At 38.6% G+C, this 19,572-nt stretch carries 20 protein-coding genes; 9 read left to right on the top strand and 11 right to left on the bottom strand.

Annotation, left to right across the window (positions count from 1 at the left end; translation table 11 throughout):
- From dapF to RM552_RS12515, 5 genes are all read right to left on the bottom strand, one after another.
- On the bottom strand, positions 1-870 hold the full coding sequence (gene dapF / locus RM552_RS12530) for a diaminopimelate epimerase (protein WP_311369193.1): 870 nt from the start codon (positions 868-870) through the stop codon (positions 1-3).
- 3 nt (positions 871-873) lie between these two features.
- Positions 874-2,124 (bottom strand): diaminopimelate decarboxylase, encoded by a 1,251-nt coding sequence (gene lysA, locus RM552_RS12525; protein WP_311369192.1) that lies wholly within the window; start codon positions 2,122-2,124, stop codon positions 874-876.
- On the bottom strand, positions 2,124-2,291 hold the full coding sequence (gene lptM, locus RM552_RS17770; RefSeq protein ID WP_432277217.1) for an LPS translocon maturation chaperone LptM: 168 nt from the start codon (positions 2,289-2,291) through the stop codon (positions 2,124-2,126). Before lptM ends, lysA begins: the two co-directional genes overlap by 1 nt.
- A gap of 383 nt (positions 2,292-2,674) precedes the next feature.
- Positions 2,675-3,793, bottom strand: a complete 1,119-nt coding sequence (locus RM552_RS12520; protein WP_311369191.1) for an MJ1255/VC2487 family glycosyltransferase — start codon at positions 3,791-3,793, stop codon at positions 2,675-2,677.
- 3 nt (positions 3,794-3,796) lie between these two features.
- Positions 3,797-4,333 (bottom strand): phosphatase PAP2 family protein, encoded by a 537-nt coding sequence (locus RM552_RS12515; protein ID WP_311369190.1) that lies wholly within the window; start codon positions 4,331-4,333, stop codon positions 3,797-3,799.
- A 202-nt stretch (positions 4,334-4,535) separates the two neighbouring features.
- Here RM552_RS12515 and rraA point away from each other — a divergent pair, with 202 nt between their 5' ends.
- Positions 4,536-5,021 (top strand): ribonuclease E activity regulator RraA, encoded by a 486-nt coding sequence (gene rraA / locus RM552_RS12510; protein ID WP_311369189.1) that lies wholly within the window; start codon positions 4,536-4,538, stop codon positions 5,019-5,021.
- A 43-nt stretch (positions 5,022-5,064) separates the two neighbouring features.
- Here the strand turns inward: rraA and RM552_RS12505 are convergent, their stop codons facing one another.
- The 3 genes from RM552_RS12505 to mpl all read right to left on the bottom strand — a co-directional run bounded on the left by RM552_RS12505 (position 5,065) and on the right by mpl (position 7,938).
- On the bottom strand, positions 5,065-5,853 hold the full coding sequence (locus tag RM552_RS12505; RefSeq protein WP_311369188.1) for a S1/P1 nuclease: 789 nt from the start codon (positions 5,851-5,853) through the stop codon (positions 5,065-5,067).
- 113 nt (positions 5,854-5,966) lie between these two features.
- Positions 5,967-6,584 (bottom strand): flavin prenyltransferase UbiX, encoded by a 618-nt coding sequence (locus RM552_RS12500; protein ID WP_311369283.1) that lies wholly within the window; start codon positions 6,582-6,584, stop codon positions 5,967-5,969.
- Positions 6,571-7,938: a UDP-N-acetylmuramate:L-alanyl-gamma-D-glutamyl-meso-diaminopimelate ligase gene (gene mpl, locus RM552_RS12495; protein ID WP_311369187.1), complete on the bottom strand. Its 1,368-nt coding sequence runs from the start codon at positions 7,936-7,938 to the stop codon at positions 6,571-6,573. The genes RM552_RS12500 and mpl overlap by 14 nt, the downstream gene beginning before the upstream one ends.
- Before the next feature lie 184 nt (positions 7,939-8,122).
- Here mpl and RM552_RS12490 point away from each other — a divergent pair, with 184 nt between their 5' ends.
- The 3 genes from RM552_RS12490 (at position 8,123) to RM552_RS12480 (ending at position 10,773) form a co-directional block, all read left to right on the top strand.
- Complete coding sequence (locus RM552_RS12490; protein ID WP_311369186.1) at positions 8,123-9,091, top strand: class 1 fructose-bisphosphatase; 969 nt, start codon at positions 8,123-8,125, stop codon at positions 9,089-9,091.
- Between the two features lie 112 nt (positions 9,092-9,203).
- The gene (locus RM552_RS12485) at positions 9,204-9,677 is read left to right on the top strand and encodes a DUF3299 domain-containing protein (RefSeq protein ID WP_311369185.1); all 474 of its coding nucleotides are present in this window, start codon (positions 9,204-9,206) and stop codon (positions 9,675-9,677) included.
- 352 nt (positions 9,678-10,029) lie between these two features.
- Positions 10,030-10,773: a transposase gene (locus RM552_RS12480; protein ID WP_432277216.1), complete on the top strand. Its 744-nt coding sequence runs from the start codon at positions 10,030-10,032 to the stop codon at positions 10,771-10,773.
- A gap of 3 nt (positions 10,774-10,776) precedes the next feature.
- Here RM552_RS12480 and RM552_RS12475 read toward each other — a convergent pair whose 3' ends face one another.
- The 3 genes from RM552_RS12475 to uvrA are packed head-to-tail and all read right to left on the bottom strand — an operon-like array spanning position 10,777 to position 14,723.
- Positions 10,777-11,484, bottom strand: a complete 708-nt coding sequence (locus RM552_RS12475; RefSeq protein WP_311369183.1) for a 2OG-Fe(II) oxygenase — start codon at positions 11,482-11,484, stop codon at positions 10,777-10,779.
- Between the two features lie 4 nt (positions 11,485-11,488).
- Positions 11,489-11,890: an acyl-CoA thioesterase gene (locus tag RM552_RS12470; protein WP_311369181.1), complete on the bottom strand. Its 402-nt coding sequence runs from the start codon at positions 11,888-11,890 to the stop codon at positions 11,489-11,491.
- A gap of 1 nt (position 11,891) precedes the next feature.
- Positions 11,892-14,723: an excinuclease ABC subunit UvrA gene (gene uvrA / locus RM552_RS12465; RefSeq protein ID WP_311369179.1), complete on the bottom strand. Its 2,832-nt coding sequence runs from the start codon at positions 14,721-14,723 to the stop codon at positions 11,892-11,894.
- 220 nt (positions 14,724-14,943) lie between these two features.
- Here uvrA and RM552_RS12460 point away from each other — a divergent pair, with 220 nt between their 5' ends.
- The 5 genes from RM552_RS12460 to RM552_RS12440 all read left to right on the top strand — a co-directional run bounded on the left by RM552_RS12460 (position 14,944) and on the right by RM552_RS12440 (position 19,528).
- Positions 14,944-16,296 carry an MFS transporter gene (locus tag RM552_RS12460; RefSeq protein ID WP_432277221.1) on the top strand — a complete coding sequence of 451 codons (1,353 nt, stop codon included), beginning with the start codon at positions 14,944-14,946 and terminating at the stop codon, positions 16,294-16,296.
- A 16-nt stretch (positions 16,297-16,312) separates the two neighbouring features.
- Positions 16,313-16,858 (top strand): single-stranded DNA-binding protein, encoded by a 546-nt coding sequence (locus RM552_RS12455; protein WP_311369177.1) that lies wholly within the window; start codon positions 16,313-16,315, stop codon positions 16,856-16,858.
- A 390-nt stretch (positions 16,859-17,248) separates the two neighbouring features.
- Entirely contained in the window at positions 17,249-18,232 is a 984-nt protein-coding gene (locus tag RM552_RS12450) for a biogenesis protein MshI (RefSeq protein WP_311369176.1), read from the top strand.
- Positions 18,216-18,842 (top strand): PilN domain-containing protein, encoded by a 627-nt coding sequence (locus RM552_RS12445; RefSeq protein ID WP_311369175.1) that lies wholly within the window; start codon positions 18,216-18,218, stop codon positions 18,840-18,842. The genes RM552_RS12450 and RM552_RS12445 overlap by 17 nt, the downstream gene beginning before the upstream one ends.
- Positions 18,842-19,528: a hypothetical protein gene (locus RM552_RS12440; protein WP_311369174.1), complete on the top strand. Its 687-nt coding sequence runs from the start codon at positions 18,842-18,844 to the stop codon at positions 19,526-19,528. Before RM552_RS12445 ends, RM552_RS12440 begins: the two co-directional genes overlap by 1 nt.
- Positions 19,529-19,572 lie beyond the last annotated feature (44 nt).

The following is a 19,572-nucleotide window of genomic DNA, read 5'->3' as shown; positions in this document are numbered from 1 at the left end:
TCATATATATATTTGTCCTTCGTATATGTGTTCCGCCGGGCCTGTCATCTTTAAGACAGCATCTTTCCCTTGCCAACGTATTTTCAAATCGCCTCCAGGGAGACTTACTTTTACATCTTGCCCTAGTTTACCTTGAACTTGACCTATAGCAACAGCTGCACATGCACCGCTTCCGCACGCTAGGGTTTCGCCTGTGCCCCTCTCGAAAACACGTAACTTTATTTCTTGTTTGTTGACAACTTGCATGAAACCCACATTCACTCCTTCTGGAAAGCGATCGTGGTTGCCAAGCAAAGGGCCGACAATATCTATATCAATCTTACTAATATCGTCAACTTCAACAACACAATGTGGGTTCCCCATAGATACAACACCACAAAAGAAAGTTTGTTCTTTTGCTCTAATTATATAAGTATTTTCTTTTTTGTTAGCAACAAAAGGGACTTGTTCAGGATCAAAAATAGGTTTACCCATATTGACGGTTACTAAGCCGTCTTTTTCTAAATATAGAATTATGCGACCGGATTTAGTACTAACACTCACTTTATTCCGATTAATAAGCCCCTTATGCTTTACAAAACGAGCGAAACATCTTGCGCCATTGCCACACTGAGAAACTTCTGAACCATCAGAATTGAAAATACGGTAATGAAAATCTTGTTCTGGGTCGTATGGAGGTTCAACTAAAAGCAATTGATCAAAGCCGATACCGAAGTTCCTATCAGCTAGCATTATTATTTTTTCTTTTGAGAAAAAAATGTTTTGTGTCACATTATCGATCATGACAAAGTCATTACCAAGGCCGTGCATTTTTGAAAAATTCACCAGGCTTTTTTTAGTTGAATTATTAAATTTTTTCTCGGTAGCCATAGTTTAGTCTGCGACCTTATTTTCACCAGCCCATAATTGCTCAAGCTTTTCTCTTTCTCTTACAATAAAATGCTTTGAACCATCAACCATAACTTCGGCAGGTCGGCATCTACTATTGTAATTACTAGCCATTACAAAACCGTAAGCACCTGCACTTCTCACCGCGAGTAAATCGTTTGCTTCAATAGCTAATTCTCTATCTTTACCTAAAAAATCACCTGTTTCACAAACTGGGCCAACAACATCATATTTCGCTTTTGGCAGGTCTTGCATCGTTACTTCTTCTATCTTTTGCCATGCGTTATATAAAGCAGGCCTTAGCATGTCGTTCATAGCGGCATCTACTATAGCAAAGTTTTTTTCCTCACCTTTTTTAATGAATTCAACTTTCGTGACCAATATTCCAGCGTTTGCAGCAATGGCTCTGCCAGGCTCTAATATCAACGTTAAGTTGTCTCTACCTTCCATTTTTTCAGCCATTGCAGCAGCATATTCATTGGGGTGAGGAGCTTGTTCATCATTATATGTGACGCCAAGGCCGCCACCAACATCAAGGTGTTGGATAATAATATCTCTAGTAGCAAGTTCGTCGATTAACATAAGCAAACGTTCTAGAGCATCCACAAAAGGCGCTAAATCGGTTAGTTGCGAACCGATATGACAATCCATTCCCACAATGTTTAAGTGTTCTAGACTTTTTGCATATTCATACGCTTTTATCGCCTCATCTTTTGCGATTCCAAACTTATTTGCTTTTAGGCCGGTCGAAATGTACGGGTGGGTTTTAGCGTCTACATCTGGGTTAATTCTCAATGAGATAGGCGCCATTAAATCTAACTTGCTTGCGACGCGATTAATACGGTCGAGTTCTGGGATTGACTCTACATTGAAGCATTTGATCCCTTGCGTTAAAGCGTATTCAATTTCCGAAGAGGTTTTAGCGACGCCAGAAAATACGACCTTGGCGGGTTTACCACCAGCCTCGATAACACGAGCTAGTTCGCCTCCTGATACAATATCAAAACCTGAGCCTAACTTAGCTAATACTGACAACACTCCAAGATTTGAATTTGCTTTAACTGCATAGCAAACTAAGTGTTTGTGAGCACTTACTGCGTTGTTAAACGCATGCCAATGACGTTCTAAAGTAGCTCGTGAATAGACGTATACTGGTGTGTCATAGGTCTCCGCAATTTCTTTTACCGAGATGTCTTCCGCAAAAAGTTGGCTTCCCTTAAGAGTAAAGTAATCCATTATAAATGGTTCCTCTTGGTACTAACTGTTGTTGTAAAAGATTCTTGTTTTTCTGGTTGAGTATTTGCGGGTGGCTCTTCAGGTAAATATAGAGGGCCTCTTTGACCACAACCAAATAATGCCAGCAATATAAAAACCGCAAGCGTCATAGTTTTAAGTTTACGCATGTTAATATTGAGTACAGTGGAATATTGCCCTTACCATGCACCGTGAAGCCAAAAAATGCAACCAAAATAATGCGTTTACTATGCTGTATTTGGCATGATTAATTGTTTGTCACTGCATTGTTTGGACAGGCATCAAAAAAGAAAGTAAGTTTTATTTGTGCATTGTTTGGACAGGCGTCAAAAAAGAAAGTAGGTTTTATTTGTGTGTAGTTTGGACAGGCGTCAAAAAAGAAAGTAGGTTTTATTTGTGTGTAGTTTGGACAGGCATAAAAAAAGAAAGTAGGTTTTATTTGTGTATAGTTTGGACAGGCATAAAAAAGAAAATAAGTTTTATTTGCGAGTTACGGATATGAATAATAGATTCTTACTATTTTTTCTACTCGCTAATACTGTAAGGGAGCAGCAGTTCTTCTATTAATGCATCGTGAATTAAGCTGAGATTTTATGTCATTAGGAAAAATGACTTGCTCCCATAATTCATCACAAAGTTCTTTTGTATCGTTCCAATTTCCACTTTTTAACCAATTTACTAGGGGGCGAGTATCACTTGAGTAGCCGATGATTTCTGATTTGCGTGTTAGAAGCCAATCTTGGATGGCGTCGCTGTCTATGCTATGGATTACCTTGGCCAAACCTAACATTTTGAGTGTGTTTGCATTTATCATTTGCTCATATTGTCTGCGCAATGGTTTGATCAAAAGTGGTTTACCAAGGGTTAAACATTCTGTAGACAGCTCGAAGCCTGCGTTACAAATGACACCATCACACGAAATTAAGTGACGTTTAAACTGCGTTGTTGAAGGCGGATACCAGGCAATATTTTCTTCAACATACGCGTTTTCAACTAAAGGATGAAAACATATAAATTGATACTCACTAAGCACTACAAGGTGCTCTGAAATTACTTGTAATTCTTCAAAAGGGAGGTATACCAGAATACTGTCAACTAACGATTTTTTTCTACCTCCAGCGGCAGCCTCTACTAGTTCTTTTGCAACAAAAGGTGGAATAACATCGTAACCAAAATGATACCAATGTGTGCCTATTGTTTGACTAGTTGGAGCAAAGAAACGGGTAATAAAATCATTAAGTAAATTTGGCTTTTTATTTGGTATGGGATGCAACAGTGCAGCTTGATGACTTATAGATATTGAAGGTACACCTTGGAGTTTTGACGCCCAAGCAGTAATTGGCTCAAAATCGTTTAGTACGAGATCATAATTGCCAACATCGACGGCGTTAACATCTTTCATAAAATCAATTAAATTGTTGTTTAAAAGAGTTTTCTTATAATTGATGGTTCCATTTGTAGTATGAAATGTGAGTCCTGGTTTACCTAAGTAATTTCCAAAACATTCCATATCGAAGTAGTCTTTTAATTTTCTACCACTGAAAAAATAGTCAACTTGCAAGGAAGGGTCGCTAGCTAATGCGTTAACTAGGTGCCGGGCCCTTGTAATATGACCGTTTCCTGTGCCTTGAACTCCATATAAAATCTTCAAGTTTTATCCTAATATTTCAATGCTACAAATAGCAATAGATACACCAAGAATTGCTCCTATACTAACGTCGCTAGGATAGTGCACTCTTAAGACAACTCTAGAAATTCCTACTAAGGCAGCCCAGCCGTATACCAAAAAGAATGTACTAGGGTAGAAATAAGTGAAAATCGTCGCCATTAAAAATGCTGCCGCTGTATGTCCAGATGGCAAACTAAACTTGTCCGCTGGGTCGACAAACGTATCTAGTTTATGTTTAACATCACAGGGTCTAGGCCGTTTAAATATTTGTTTTAACGCAAGGTATATCGGTATTTCTATTGAATATGCTAAAAGGGCAGTATAAAAAAATAAAACGCCATATTCTTTTTCAAAGTAATAGGCAACCATCGCAATTATCAGGTATAAATATCCGTCTGCCGATTTTGAAACTAGAAAAAAGAATTTCGGTAAAAAAGCATTTTGTTGATTCACAGGCAATTCAACTGCCCATTTAAAAAGCCTATTATCTATATCAACCAGTGCAGAAGTTAATTTATTCACTCTGAAATTCTATTTAATCTGTATAGCCATAAGTTAAATGGGCTTTATGAACTTTCAATGACAATTTAGCGAATTGATTGTGACAATTGACTTTCGCTCGACAAAATAGAATATAGTGTCTGTCCAAATTAAACTCCTTACTGCAACTATATCTAGAATTATGCTAGTCTCTTTTTTGGACAGACACTTCAAAGGCTAAAGCATGGATATTAATACTTCTGAAATTTGTGATATGTACGCGGACACTGTAGACGTTGTTGATCCTATTTTTACCAATTTTGGCGGTGGTTTTGCCTGCTGCGGTGAAATTTCAACGGTAAAATGTTTCGAAGATAGAGGATTAATTGATAAGCTTTTAGCCTCTGATGGTGTTGGAAAAGTGCTTCTGATTGATGGCGGCGGTTCTTTAAGAAGAGCGATAATTGATGCAGAAAATATACAACTAGCGATAGATAATGGTTGGGAAGGGGTGGTTTGTTATGGTGCGGTTAGGGACGTTGATTTATTGGAAGAATTTGATTTTCCCATATATGCTCTGGGAGCAATTCCAGTTTCCGCTGAGTCAAGAGAAATTGGTGATCTAGATATTGCAGTTAACTTCGCGGGTGTAACTTTTCTTCCAGAAGACCATCTTTACGCTGACAGCTCAGGTGTTGTCTTATCACCTGAGCCCTTAGAATTAGACTGAAGTAGGTCTATTAGGTGACCTTTATAGGACGCAAGAAACGTAGTTAGTCACTAAAAATATCGTTTAAATGAGCAGCGATTCGAACCCCAGCTTGGCTAAGTCTTTGTTTTACTGTTGGGGCATGTTTATACAAATATTGCCATGAGAGATCATCACTTTCTGGGTAGATTTTATCTCTAATTTTTGCGCTTTCCGCTATATAAACAAGTGGATCCGTTGTTTGCCATGCTTTCAATTTTTCAGGTGTAATTTTTGCTGCTAAAAAGACAGTCCACTCAGTGTAAGACAATTGTCTTCTATCGATAAGTCCAGAATCCCAAACTCGATGCAAATTTGATTCCTCCCAAAAGAATTTGAGTTTACGGTCGTTACCTCCTCGGTCAGTGCCATTTCCAGCATGCAATGGTTGATGAAGGTCACCAATTATGTGCACAAGCATTTTCAACGCGAGTTGCTTATCAGCTTTACTTGATTCTGAATCTTTAAGAATTTTTGAGAAGCGTTTGATAGCTGTCACCGAATCTCCTTCTTCAGGCGCACCAACGTCAGAATAGGTTTTGCCCAAAGGAACTGTTACATAATGAAACGGACCTGCTACTTCTTGCCAAAAGTATTCTGGATTGGAGCGCATTTCATCAGCATAAGTACTAATCTCTGCTAAGCCCTGATTTTCCAGAATGTTTTGGATGGCAGCTTTGGCTTCTACAGTTAGATATTTTTCAGCTATTTCTCCAGTCACTCTATGCCCGGTTTGCCCCCATGCACTGGCATCATTGATACTAATGTTGATTGCTACTATTACGCAAATGATCGCAGTTTTTAGTATTTTCATTTTGCTCTCCCAATTTCGAATGACTTGCCAAATATAAATTATTGGACAGGCACTTTTCTAGCATAAAACGTTTTCACGTACTAACTAATAGTTATTATTCAACTAAAATTTTCTCACTTATTACTGTATCCCCAGGGTTTCATAATGTTTTGTGGAATTTCCAGGTGATCTAGGATACGAGCAACAACAAAGCTGATAAGATCATCAATACTCTTAGGGTTGTGGTAAAAACCAGGTGCTGCTGGCATTATTGTGGCTCCTAAATTGGATAGTTTTAGCATGTTTTCTAGGTGAATACTGGAAAATGGCATTTCCCTAGGGACCAATAGGAGTTGTCCTCTTTCTTTAATTACTACGTCGGCAGCTCGTTCAATAAGATTGTCGCAAGCGCCGATTGCGATAGATGATAACGTGCCCGTTGAACATGGACAAATTATCATTGTTTTTGGTGCGGAAGAACCTGATGCTACAATTGAGAACCATTCCTCTTTGCCATAAGCAATAATCTGTTCCGCTTTTGCCCCAGTATATTCAGCGAAAAAAGTACTTATTTTTTCTGGACTACTTGGTATTTTAAGGTTTTCTTCTGCGGCGAATACTACTCGTGCAGCAGACGACATAAGTAAATGTATTTTAACGCCACTACTGACCAATTGTTTAAGCAATAACAGCGCGTAGGGTGCTCCAGAAGCACCGGTAATAGCTACAGTGACTTCTTTATTCATATTTATCTCCAAGCTTTTCAAGCAGTCTTTCATGTATTCTCTCAAACCCACCATTACTCATCACAAGTATGTGGTCACCAGGGTTCGCTTGTGCAGTAACTTGCTCGACAATGGAAGCTGTTGTTTGATGTGTTGATACTTGTACTTTACTATTGTCAACTACATCTTGTAATGACCAATCCAAATTTTTTGGTTCAAGCAGATGCACTGAATCTGCTTTTTCCCATGAACGAGACAACTGACTTTTATGGACGCCCATGCGCATAGTATTGCTGCGGGGCTCCACTATCGCAATAATAGATTGATTACCAACTTTACTCCGCAAGCCAGAAACGGTTGTCTCTATGGCCGTTGGGTGATGTGCAAAATCATCATAAATTGTAATACCTCCTACAACGCCTTTTATTTCCATACGTCTTTTCACGTTTTTAAATAAAGATAAAGCTTGAATTGCTGTTGCAATGTCAATTCCAGCATGATGAGCTGCCGCTATGGCCATTACTGCGTTGTTCATATTATGATTGCCAATTAAAGACCATGTTACCGTACCGCACAGTTTGTTTTTATGGAATACTTCAAATATACTGCAATCAGATTTAAGTTCATGCGCTCGCCAACTCGCTTTGTTTGCTTTACCAATAAAAGATTGTTCACTCCAACAACCCATTTCAAGAACAGATTCGATGTTTGGTTCAGCTGCCAGCGACAAGATTAATCCATTCGCAGGGACGGTTCTAACTAAATGATGAAACTGTTTTTTAATGGCATTTAAATCTTCAAATATATCGGCATGATCGAATTCTAAATTATTAAGGACTAGGGTTCTTGGTCGGTAATGGACGAATTTTGATCTTTTATCAAAAAATGCACTGTCGTATTCGTCAGCTTCAATCACAAAATAGGGTGTGTTTCCTATCCTCGCAGAAATACCGAAATTTTCAGGCACGCCTCCGATTAAAAATCCAGGCTCTAAGCCTGCACTTTCTAGGATCCAAGTTAACATACTGGTTGTTGTTGTTTTACCGTGTGTACCTGCAATAGCCAATACCCAACGGTCTTTTAGCAGATGGTCAAGTAGCCATTGTGGACCGCTCGTATATGGAAGATTGTTATCCAGCACATATTCTACAGCAGGATTTCCGCGAGCCATCGCATTACCAATAATCACCATGTCGGGCTTGGGGTCAAATTGACTCGTGTCATAGCCTTCAGATAAGGCAATGCCTAACTCTTCAAGTTGAGTACTCATAGGTGGATACACATTTCTATCAGAGCCTGTCACATTGTAGCCTAAGCTTTTTGCGATGGCGGCAATACCGCCCATAAAGGTTCCACAAATCCCTAAAATATGAACATGCATAACAAATTATTTCGCTATTATAAAATAAGGGCAAGTGTAACAGATGATTTGTCTTAAATAACTGTTTTTAATCGGGGCTCAAGCCAGTTACAATATAAAGAACAGAATAAGTAATAGAAAGTATTGTGAGTTTAATTTTTAGTAATTTTTGTTTATCGAGAACACCAAAAAAGGAAAGTATTATATGAAACGTCTGAATTCTCAGCTGCAGCAAGATGGCGCACCAGTTGAATTGATTTTACTAATTAGAACGCTCTTAGCTGCTTGCAAAGAAATTTCTTTTAGGGTTAGCCAAGGTGAGTTGGCTGGTGTTTTGGGTTCTACTTTGAGTGAGAATGTTCAAGGAGAAACTCAAAAGAAGTTAGATGTAATATCTAATCAAATTTTAAAGGATACTTTGAGGGAGTCTGGGTATGTAAAAGCTATTTCCTCAGAAGAAGAGGAAGACGTTGTACCATGTTCTCCAGATGGCAATTATTTAGTTAGCTTCGACCCATTAGATGGTTCCTCCAACACTGAAATAAACAGCCTGATTGGTACCATTTTTTCGATAACGCATGCGCCACAATGGATGAAGCCTGATGATCCATCCGCATTTTTACAACCAGGTACACAAATGGTTGCGGCGGGTTATGTATTATATGGACCCTCAACAATGTTGGCCATGACGACTGGGCGAGGTACCCACTTGTATACTTTGGATAAGACACATGGAGGTTTTCTTTTAACAACTGCAGATATCCAAGTGCCCAAGCAAACAGCTGAATTTGCAATTAACGCTTCTAATCAACGTCACTGGGAAGCGCCTATCCAAAAATATATCTCTGAGTTAATGGCTGGAACAGAAGGGCCGAGAAAAAAAGATTATAATATGCGTTGGGTTGCAGCAATGGTTGGGGATATACATAGAGTTTTATGCAGAGGGGGGATTTTCATGTATCCATTTGATAAACGGAATCCTGAAATCCCTGGGAAATTACGCTTACTTTATGAAGCAAATCCAATGGCTTTTCTTATGGAACAAGCAGGTGGACTAGCGTCCACAGGCCATGGCCGTATTATGGAGGTAATGCCATCAGAAATTCACCAAAGAGTTCCTGTTTTATTGGGTTCTAAGGAAGAAGTCGAGCATTGTTTGAAGTATCACAAATAGTCTTTTTGGACACACACTTTAGGTTCTGAATTTTGGTTTATTGGACAGACACTACTTCAGGCTCAAGGTGTTTCTGTTCAGTTTACTATTTTCGACTAAAAAAGGGTTCTTTATGAAATATTTTTTTAAAATTGTGTTCATAATAAGCACTATGAGTTTAAGTGTTTTTTCTAACGCAAATGATGGACCCATAGAGTTATATTGGGAAGATTTAGTGCCTAAAAATTTTGAAATGCCGGCGGTTTCGATGGAGCATGCTGGCAGTATGGCTCAAGTTGCCCCCAATGCTCCTTTAATAGAATCATTGAACGGACAATTTGTGAAAATACCTGGTTTTGTGGTACCTCTAGAGGGAGATGCGGATGCTATAACGGAGTTCTTACTCGTGCCTTATTTCGGTGCATGTATCCATGTCCCTCCACCCCCTTCAAATCAGATTGTATTTGTGAAATTCAAAGACGGTATCCCAATAAATAATTTATACGATGCGGTCTGGGTCACAGGTCGACTCTCTACTGACGGCTGGGTAGGTGATATAGCATCTGTCGGCTATACAATGTCTGGTTCCAACTTAGAACCATTTTGATTTTGGATGGTTTTTCATTTTTTCAGTAAAACTGTACTCGAGGTCAGTTTTTAAAACCTTCTATAGGGATTATGCTAAAAAAAACATTGGAATTAGTATGCCCTATCCTAGAAGTAAAATTGTAAATGAAAGTTGTACCCCCTATTACCATGTAATTTCAAGATGTGTTAGGCGGACGTATCTATGTGGCTTCGATAGACAAACAGGTGAAAGTTTTGAACACCGGAAGAGCTGGGTTGAAAAGCGAATCATATATTTGGCGAATACATTTTCTATTGGAGTGTGTGCCTATGCGGTAATGAGCAATCATGTACATCTTGTTATTCATATTAATAAGCAAGAAAGTGCTAACATGAGTGATCATAACGTAGTTGCTCGATGGCACAGAATCTCCGTCGGAACTCAAGAGACAGCAATTTTTCTCGAAACTAAAAGTTACCCATCCGACCCACTTGTTAAAAGGCGATTGAAACTAAAAATAGAGGAATACCGCTCACGACTCTCAGATTTAAGTTGGTTTATGAAATATCTTAACGAATATATTGCTCGTAGAGCAAACAAAGAAGATGATTGCACAGGGCACTTCTGGGAAGGGCGATTTAAATCTTACGCTATTTTGGACGATAAAGCCTTGATAACGTGTATGGCTTATGTAGATTTGAATCCTATTAGAGCGCATGTTGCAAAATCAATAGATCAATCTTTACATACAAGTATTTATAAACGCATTACTTCAGCGAGAAAAGGATGGTGCTTAAATTCTTTGGTACCTTTCAAAAATGATAAGTTGAATAATAGTTCTTTGCCGGCAATTAATATGACCTTGTTGGATTATTTGTCACTCCTAAAGTCTACTAAAGAGTACCTATTTGAAAAGCATTCCGTTAAAAGTTTAATCCCAGAACTTAAAAAAATGTCATTTAACTCGGAAAGTTGGCTACATACAATAAATGATATGGAAATTATGTTTCCAGTAGCTATTGGAAATGTCGTTTCTCTAGAACAATATAAAAAAAGTACCGGCAGAAAAAGAATAAAAGGAGCCGCAAATATGCTACGTCTATATTGTGATAATAATCAACCACCTACTTACTAACTACTAAGGGTAAAGAGTGTCGGCAGAGTTGAACAATACCCATGATGTTAATATAAATTTGTCGCTAGAATTTGGCTTGTTTCCTCGATGTGTATGAGTAAACCCAGCTGGTGCAATTACCATTCTTCCTTTTTTAGGTTGAATAGATTTATTTTGGTAATAAAAATCTGTTTCCCCACCGTCATCAACATCATTTAAATAAAACATAAACAGAAGGCTGCGATGTAATGGTTGAAGGTCATTTTTTTTCGGGTAAATTTCCGAGTGCCAATAAGGGTAACCACCAATGCCTTTTTCATATTTCTGTACTGAAATTTCACCCAATTGGTAAATATGTCTGACTAGATTCTCAATGTTGGGAATTCCAATTTCCTTAAAATTTTCGTCGGTAATTGAACTTGTCTCCCCACTCTTTAAATCTTGAAATGTCAGAGCAATAGGGCCTATTAGAGCAAAATGAAAGTCTTTTAAATATTCAATTATATGGATTGTAGAAGTCTTAAACACTGCTTCTAATATTGATTCAAATTCTTTATGACGTTGAATGGATACGTCATACGAGTGTTTTTTATCGATATCAACTCCACCCCCGGTGCGACCTTGTTGAATATTTGGACTATTGTTAAATATTCTTATTATTTCGTCACATATATGGTTTGGAAGGCTATTATCTATTACGCGAATAAAATCAGGCTCAATAGGTTGTTTCATTTGGTTATTCGAATTTGTTTAACAAGTGTTTTTCCATGATATTTTTTATTTCTTGAGATAATGTCATTGCTTTTTTACTTTCATAATCAAAATGTACAAGTGTTGTTGTTCCTTTAGATTTTAGGTGCTCATCTTGCCAACACTCTTGATAAACATCAAATGAACTGTTTCCAATGCGACTTATCCAAGTTTTTATTTGGACAGGCATTTGAAGATAGATTTGTTCTAAAAAATCAACATTGTAATTAGCAAGAATTAACGGCCAATTTTCTAATTTCAAATCTGGTACAAACATTTTAAAAATTGGAATTCGTGCAGATTCAAACCAAGCTACAAGAACCGTATTGCTCACGTGTCCAAGTCCGTCGGTCTCGTAAAAACGGACAGTATACTCTTCAGAAAACATATTATTTTGTGTCCTTAAGCATTTGTTTGAGGAAAAATCCTGTATGTGATCCTTTTTGTTCAGAGACTTCTTCTGGTGTGCCTTGTGCTATTATTTTACCACCCCCCGAGCCTCCTTCGGGGCCTAAATCGATAACCCAGTCGGCTGTTTTTACAACATCCAAATTATGTTCAATTACAACAACTGTGTTGCCATGATTGCGAAGTCTATGCAGTACCTGGAGGAGTTGCTTTATATCGTGAAAGTGCAAACCAGTAGTTGGTTCATCTAGAATATAAAGTGTCTGTCCAGTATCTCGCTTTGACAACTCCTTGGCAAGTTTTACACGTTGTGCCTCACCACCAGACAGTGTGGTCGCAGATTGCCCAAGTCTAATATACGATAAGCCTACATCCATTAGAGTTTGTAGCTTTCTTGAGATAGATGGAATTGCATCGAAGAATTCTCGAGCATCCTCAACCGTCATTTCAAGTACTTCATGGATATTCTTATTTTTAAACTTGATCTCAAGCGTTTCTCGATTGTATCTTTTACCAGCGCAAACGTCGCAAGGAACGTATACATCCGGCAAAAAGTGCATTTCGACTTTAATAACCCCATCACCTTGACAAGCTTCACAGCGTCCGCCTTTTACATTAAAACTGAATCTTCCAGGTTTATATCCGCGTGAACGAGATTCTTGAGTTCCTGCAAAAATCTCTCTAATGGGTGTGAAAATACCAGCGTAAGTTGCAGGATTAGACCTGGGTGTTCTGCCAATAGGACTTTGGTCAATATCGACTACTTTGTCTAAGTACTCTAAACCTGATATCGATTTATATGGAGACGGCTCGTTGACTGTTGCCCTGTTCAATTCACGTTGAGCTATTTTGTAAAATGTATCGTTAATTAGGGTTGATTTACCGGAACCAGAAACACCAGTAATGCAAGTCATTAAACCCGTTGGTATTTTCAAATTAACGTTTTGTAGATTGTTTCCGCTAGCTCCTTCGAGTTTCAACCAGTGCCTGTCCAATATTGGTGTGCGATGCTCAGGGATGTCAATTTTCTCAATGCCAGAAAGGTATTTACCCGTTAATGAGTTTGTGCAACTTTCGATATCTTGCAAGCTACCTTCTGCAATTATCTCTCCACCGTGAACACCAGCACCGGGTCCAATATCAACAATATAATCGGCTTCCCTAATAGCATCTTCATCATGCTCAACAACAATTACCGTATTTCCTAAATCTCTCAGGTGTCGAAGGGTTTTAAGCAAACGCTCATTATCGCGTTGGTGCAAACCAATTGAAGGCTCATCTAAAACATACATTACACCAACTAAACCGGCACCAATTTGACTAGCTAACCTAATTCTTTGGGCCTCCCCACCAGACAAAGTATCGGCACTGCGCTCTAAAGATAAGTAATTTAAACCAACATTTACCAAGAACTGTAGCCTGTCCATTATCTCCTTCAGAATTTTGTCAGCAATCGTGGCCTTTTGGCCAGATAGATTTAGCGTATTAAAGAAAGAATGCGCTTGGGCAATTGACATTTGTGCAATTTGAGGCAAGTTAGTGTCGGCAATAAACACGTTTCTAGCTTCAAGTCTTAACCTAGAGCCTGAGCAGCTAGAACAAGGTTGATGGCTTAAATATTTCCCAAGTTCCTCTCTCACAGTATTGGACTCTGTTTCTTTATAACGTCTTTCCATGTTGGGAATGATGCCCTCAAAAGGGTGCTTACGTTCCATAATATCGCCACGTTCGTTGATATATCGAAACTTTATCGATTCGCCATTAGAACCATTGAGAATGATATCTTGTGATTTTTCATCTAACTCACCAAACGGCGTGGTTAAATCAAAACCATAATGTTCGGCAACTGACATCAACATTTGAAAATAATAATAGCTGCGTTTATCCCAGCCTCTAATGGCCCCGCCTGACAGACTTAGCTCATCATTATTAATCACTCTATGTTTATCGAAGAACTGTTTTGTTCCTAGACCATCGCAGGTTTGGCAAGCTCCAGCAGGATTATTAAATGAAAATATTCGAGGTTCAAGCTCAGTAATGCTGTATCCGCAATGTGGGCAAGCGAAGTTCGCAGAAAAGACAATTTCATCTTGCACGCTATCCATAAACGCAATTTTCGCTGTTCCTGCCGATAAGGCTAAAGCTGTTTCAAATGATTCTGCTAGCCTAAGTTGAAGATCATCTCTCACTTTGAAGCGGTCAACAATTACCTCAATAGTATGTTTTTTACGTAAATCTAATTCAGGTGGGTCTGATAAGTCACAAACTTCCCCATCAATTCGTGCTCTAATGTAGCCTTGAGCAGCCAAACTTTCTAACATCTTAAGGTGCTCACCTTTGCGCTCTTGGACAACGGGCGCCAGCAACATCAATTTTGTTCCTTCGTCGAGAGCTAAAACTTTATCTACCATTTGGCTAACAGTTTGGGCATCTAGCGGTACGTTGTGATCCGGACAAATAGGGGTGCCGACTCTGGCGAACATGAGTCTTAAATAGTCGTATATTTCAGTTATTGTGCCGACGGTAGAGCGAGGATTATGACTCGTAGATTTTTGTTCAATAGAAATGGCAGGAGACAAACCTTCAATATGGTCAACATCTGGTTTCTCCATCATTGATAGAAACTGTCGAGCATATGCCGAGAGGCTCTCCACATATCGGCGTTGTCCTTCAGCATAAAGGGTGTCAAATGCCAAAGAAGACTTACCTGAACCAGATAACCCAGTGATCACTATCAACTTATCTCTTGGCAAGGTAATGTCGATATTCTTTAAATTGTGGGTTCGGGCGCCTCTAACTTCAATTTTATCCATAAGGTTTATTTTTAAGCTCGCAAAAAGTAATCGGCCATTATGCCATAGTTTGAGAAGAATTCATGGGTTAGTTACGCCGACGCATAAGACTAGATCAAGTTGTATTTACATCTGTGTCAACATGAGGGTGTTTGAATACTATTAATCATTCAACTAACAGTTTAAAATGCCGTCCTCTAAAAAATGAAACGAGCTTACAGGCGAAATGGACGTTAACAAACTGAATAAAACGGAATGGCAGGCTGGAATTTCCCTTGCTTCAGTTTATGTATTGCGCATGCTTGGTTTGTTTATGGTAATTCCTGTTTTGGCGGTAGCTGCGCTTGAATATCCTGATTATTCCCCTTTATGGGTCGGGTTAGCAGTAGGCGGTTATGGTCTTACACAAGCTATATGCCAAATTCCAATGGGTTTATTGTCAGATTCATGGGGAAGGAAGCCAGTCATCTATATAGGCTTAATTCTTTTTGCTTTAGGCTCTCTAATTGCCGGTCTCGCTGATAGTATGTGGTTACTTACAATAGGACGAATTATGCAAGGAAGCGGTGCGATTGCTGCAGCGGTAATGGCTTTAGCAAGTGACGCTACTAGAGAGTCCCAACGAACCAAAATAATGGCTCTGATCGGTATTTCAATTGGTTTTTCATTTTATTTAGCCCTGCTACTCGGCCCAATAGTAGCGGCAAGCCTCGGGTTAAGTGGCATTTTCTTGATGACAGCTATATTGGCTATCTTGTGTGTGCCCTTGGTGCATTTTGGTGTTCAACTACCGGAAAACTTGCAAGCTTCGGGCGACTCATTACCCAAAACGAAAAGCTTGTGGAGTCTTTATAAGCATCATCATCTTTGGCGCTTGAATCTTTCCGTTTTAGTTATTCATATGCTTGTAACTTGTTTTTTTGTTCAAGTGCCTGTCCAATTGATTAATATGTCAGTGCCATTAAGTGAGCATTGGATTGTTTATACTATAGTTCTCAGCGTATCTGTGCTTGCCTTGATAGTCATGATAAATCTATCTGACAAACTACCTGTGTCAACAAGCGCAAGCATTGCACTCCTTTGTTTGGCAGTCTCTTTTGTGATTTTGCTCACTAATGCTAATAATTGGACAGGCATCGTAATCGCCGGTATTTTCTTTTTTGCAGGATTTAATTTCTTAGAGGCAAAAATGCCATCTATGGTCTCCGCCATCTGTCCACCTGGCCAAAAAGGCAGTGCTATGGGCTTATATGCAAGCCATCAATTTTTTGGTGCGTTTTTAGGCGGACTTGTATCTGGCCTATTGAACAGCTTTTTTTCACCTCAATATACTTTTATCATGTGTTTAGTTGTCATCTTTTTGTTAAGCTTAACCATGAAGGGTTTGGCAAACATTGAAAGAATTAAACGTGTCACCCTGATGCTAGGTGATACTGGTGTAACCATGAACACCAACGCTAGCATCCTTAATGAATTGAGAGGACTTGCCGGTGTGAAAGAAGCACTGATAGACGATATTGACGATGCTATCTATTTAAAGGTAGATGCCAAGTTATTCGATATAGAGCAAGCTAAACAAATAATAAAACACTAAAAATAAAGGAAATATAATGGCTTCAAGAGGCGTAAACAAAGTCATCATCGTTGGCAATCTTGGCAATGATCCTGAGGTTAGATATATGCCCAACGGCAATGCAGTTGCTAATTTAAGTATAGCAACCAGTGAAAGTTGGAAAGATCAACAAGGGCAACAACAAGAAAGGACAGAGTGGCATAGAGTGACTATGTATCGTCGTTTGGCAGAAATTGCTGGCGAATATTTAAAAAAAGGCTCCCAAGTTTTTATTGAAGGCAAACTGCAAACACGAAAGTGGCAAGATCAGCAGGGCAATGACCGTTATACCACGGAAATCATCGCTGATAATATGCAAATGATGGGAGGTCGGAATGATAGCCAAGGACAAAATGGTCAAGGTAATTATCAACAACGGCCTCAAAATAACCAGAGCGTTCAGAGCAATCAAAGTCCACCTTCACAAGCACCTCAAGGAACCGGAGGTTTCAATCAAGGACAATCTGCACCTTCAAATCAGCCAACAAATACTCCCAAGATGTCTGAACCAGACATTGACTTTGACGACGACATTCCGTTCTAATCAGCACATAAAAATAATTGTAGATTAAGTAATTAGAATAAGTCCCATTTAGCTATCATGCTAATTGGGGCTTTTTGTTTGCATTTTTCAGTTTTATTTAGGTTGACTAATTTAACCGTAAATATTCGCTACGCTATTGTTATGTGGCAAAACTTTGCCGAATTTATATTCACCTTCAAATAAAAGGGCAGTGTAAGAATTTTGATTTCCCCTCAATAAACATAAAAAATTGCCGATAACCCCCTTACAGAGCATGTTTAACCTTACCTCTACAAAGTTGGCAGCAAAATTGCTTTACGAGATTAAACATACTGCAAAGTCAAAAATACTTCCCTAGAGTAAAACGGTTTCGGAACTCCTATAATGCAGAAAATTGGTTGGAAACAATACATGAAACAAAAATTGAGGAAGGCTTCTCAATTCTACTCTGTTGGTATTGCTTACACTGCTGACCAAGTCTTATTGTGTGTCTTGCGCAATATAAATGGTGAGGTCACATGGTGTTTAGACACTAGTTTTTCACATCAAAGTTGGCAGTCTGACCTGAAAGACTATGTTCATAATAATGGTCTAGTCGGCACCGACTGTTACTTCACTTTATCTTCACACTGGTATCGCATTTATCAAATTGACAAACCCATGGTAGAAGACAGTGATGTGTTCAGCGCATTGCAATGGCCGCTCAAAGAAGCGTCTGGTTCCGAAAAAGATATTGTATATGATTTTGTGGATCTACCTGCTCAAGTTTCCGGGCAGAACAAGATTCTTGCGGTAGCGGTTGCAAGAGAAGAGATCGAAAAATTGACAGAAGTCATATTTGAAGCCGATTTGAATCTAAAAGGAGTTTCAATAGAAGAGATTGCTACCAATCAATTAGTTAAATGTAATAGTGAGCCTGTTATTACACTTGTGCAAGAGCATGGCGAAGTCATTGTATTAAATATAGTGAAAGACAATCAGCTGTATTTTACAAGGCGTTTGAAAGGTTTTGAGAATATTGGAGGGTTCACACAGGCTGAGCTAGAAATGGGAATTACCGATTCCTTGTCTGTCCAAATTCAACGTTCCATGGACTTTTTTGAAAGCCAGCTAAGACAAGCCCCTATCAGAAGAATTCTAGTCAAGTTGGATTCACCGCATACTGAGTTTCTTTGCCAGCACATAGCAGATTCTATGGGTGTTTCATGCGAAATGTTTATTCCAGAGCTGCACTGCTCTCCAGAATTGAATTTTAAAATTGCCAGTTTTAGTTGTTTGGGTGCTGCTTACTCGAAAGTGCTTTTCGAAAGCGAAGCAAAAAATGCAAGCAAAAGTATAAAATCGAAAAAAGAAACCAAGAATAAAAAGGGGGTAGAAAATGAAGTCGCAAATTAATCTGCTTCATGAAGAGTTTATCCCACATTTTAGGTGGATTACCGGATCTCACTTTTTCGCACTGTTATTTTTTTCGATAACACTTTGTTTTAGCATTTATGGATACTTTTATTTTCAATATGAAAATGAATACGATTTTGCCAAGTCAATTCAAGATGACATTAACTTCCGACAAACCACTATTGACGATTTGACTAAAAGCCTGTCAGACAAGACAACCGACCCTGTTCTAGAGGCTCGCCTGTCTAGTTTAATAGCGCAAACTCGAATGAGAAATGAGCTGTTGAACAAAGTGAGAGGCTTATCTTCATTAGAACAGAGGTCATTTTCTAATATGTTTACCTCATTTGCTGAAGCAGATACTAGCGATATTTGGTTGACCGAGTTTACGGCAAGTAGTGAAGATTTGTCGATACAAGGCAGTATATCTGCACCAAAAACTTTACCTGTGTGGCTTGATAAATTGAGTCAGACCGTTTTTTTTCAAAATCAAGAATTTGACGTTGCGAGCTTGGAGCGAAAGGGAGACTTACTTAGTTTTGAATTGAAAACACAAGACCAAACAACCCTAGCATCTCAAGATCATTCCAATAATAGAGGGGATGACTAATGTCGGAATCTAGTATTGCTGGAAACAATAGCTTATTCGCCAAAGTTTTTACAGCATTCGATAACCTTGCGGTTAGAGAACAAAAACTTATCTTCGTACTTGTTCCAGTGACGGTCATTATCGTCATGATATTGATGTTAATAGAGCCACAAATTAAACAAGTTCGCGCAAAAGAAAAACAAATTAAAGACCTAGAAAATCAGCTTGTGATTGCGGATAGAAGTATTACTGAACTTTTAAATGAGGCTAGTAAAGACCCTAACGAAAATATCAAAAGACAAATCGATAGCATGACCCAAAAATTAAACACAATTGATGAGTCTTTTGCGGAACAACTAGATCAACTCGTTTTGCCTAAAGCGATGCCAACTTTATTGCAACAAGTATTCAATAAAGCAGAGGGCTTGAAAGTTATCAGTGTTAAATCGGTGGCACCGGAAGAATTATTTGCTGATATTCAAAGTGAAACGCAAAAAGATGAAGAAAAAATTTATCGCCATGGAATTGAGCTAGTTTTCACTGGCAACTATTTTGCAACTCGTGATTTCCTGTCGGAAGCAGAAAATTTGGGATGGAAGATTTATTGGCAAAGTTTACATTATCAAGTATCTGAATACCCTTCAGCTAAGACAACACTCTCGTTATTCACCTTAAGTACCAGCGAGGCATTTATCAGTGTTAATTAGAAGTGAAAGTATTAGGTTGTATAAAAATGTGCGGAAACGAATTC

This window comes from Glaciecola petra (assembly GCF_031846345.1).
Taxonomy (GTDB): domain Bacteria; phylum Pseudomonadota; class Gammaproteobacteria; order Enterobacterales; family Alteromonadaceae; genus Glaciecola; species Glaciecola petra.
The sequence above is the reverse complement of the archived record's forward strand: the minus strand, read 5'-3'. Positions and strand labels throughout refer to the sequence as shown.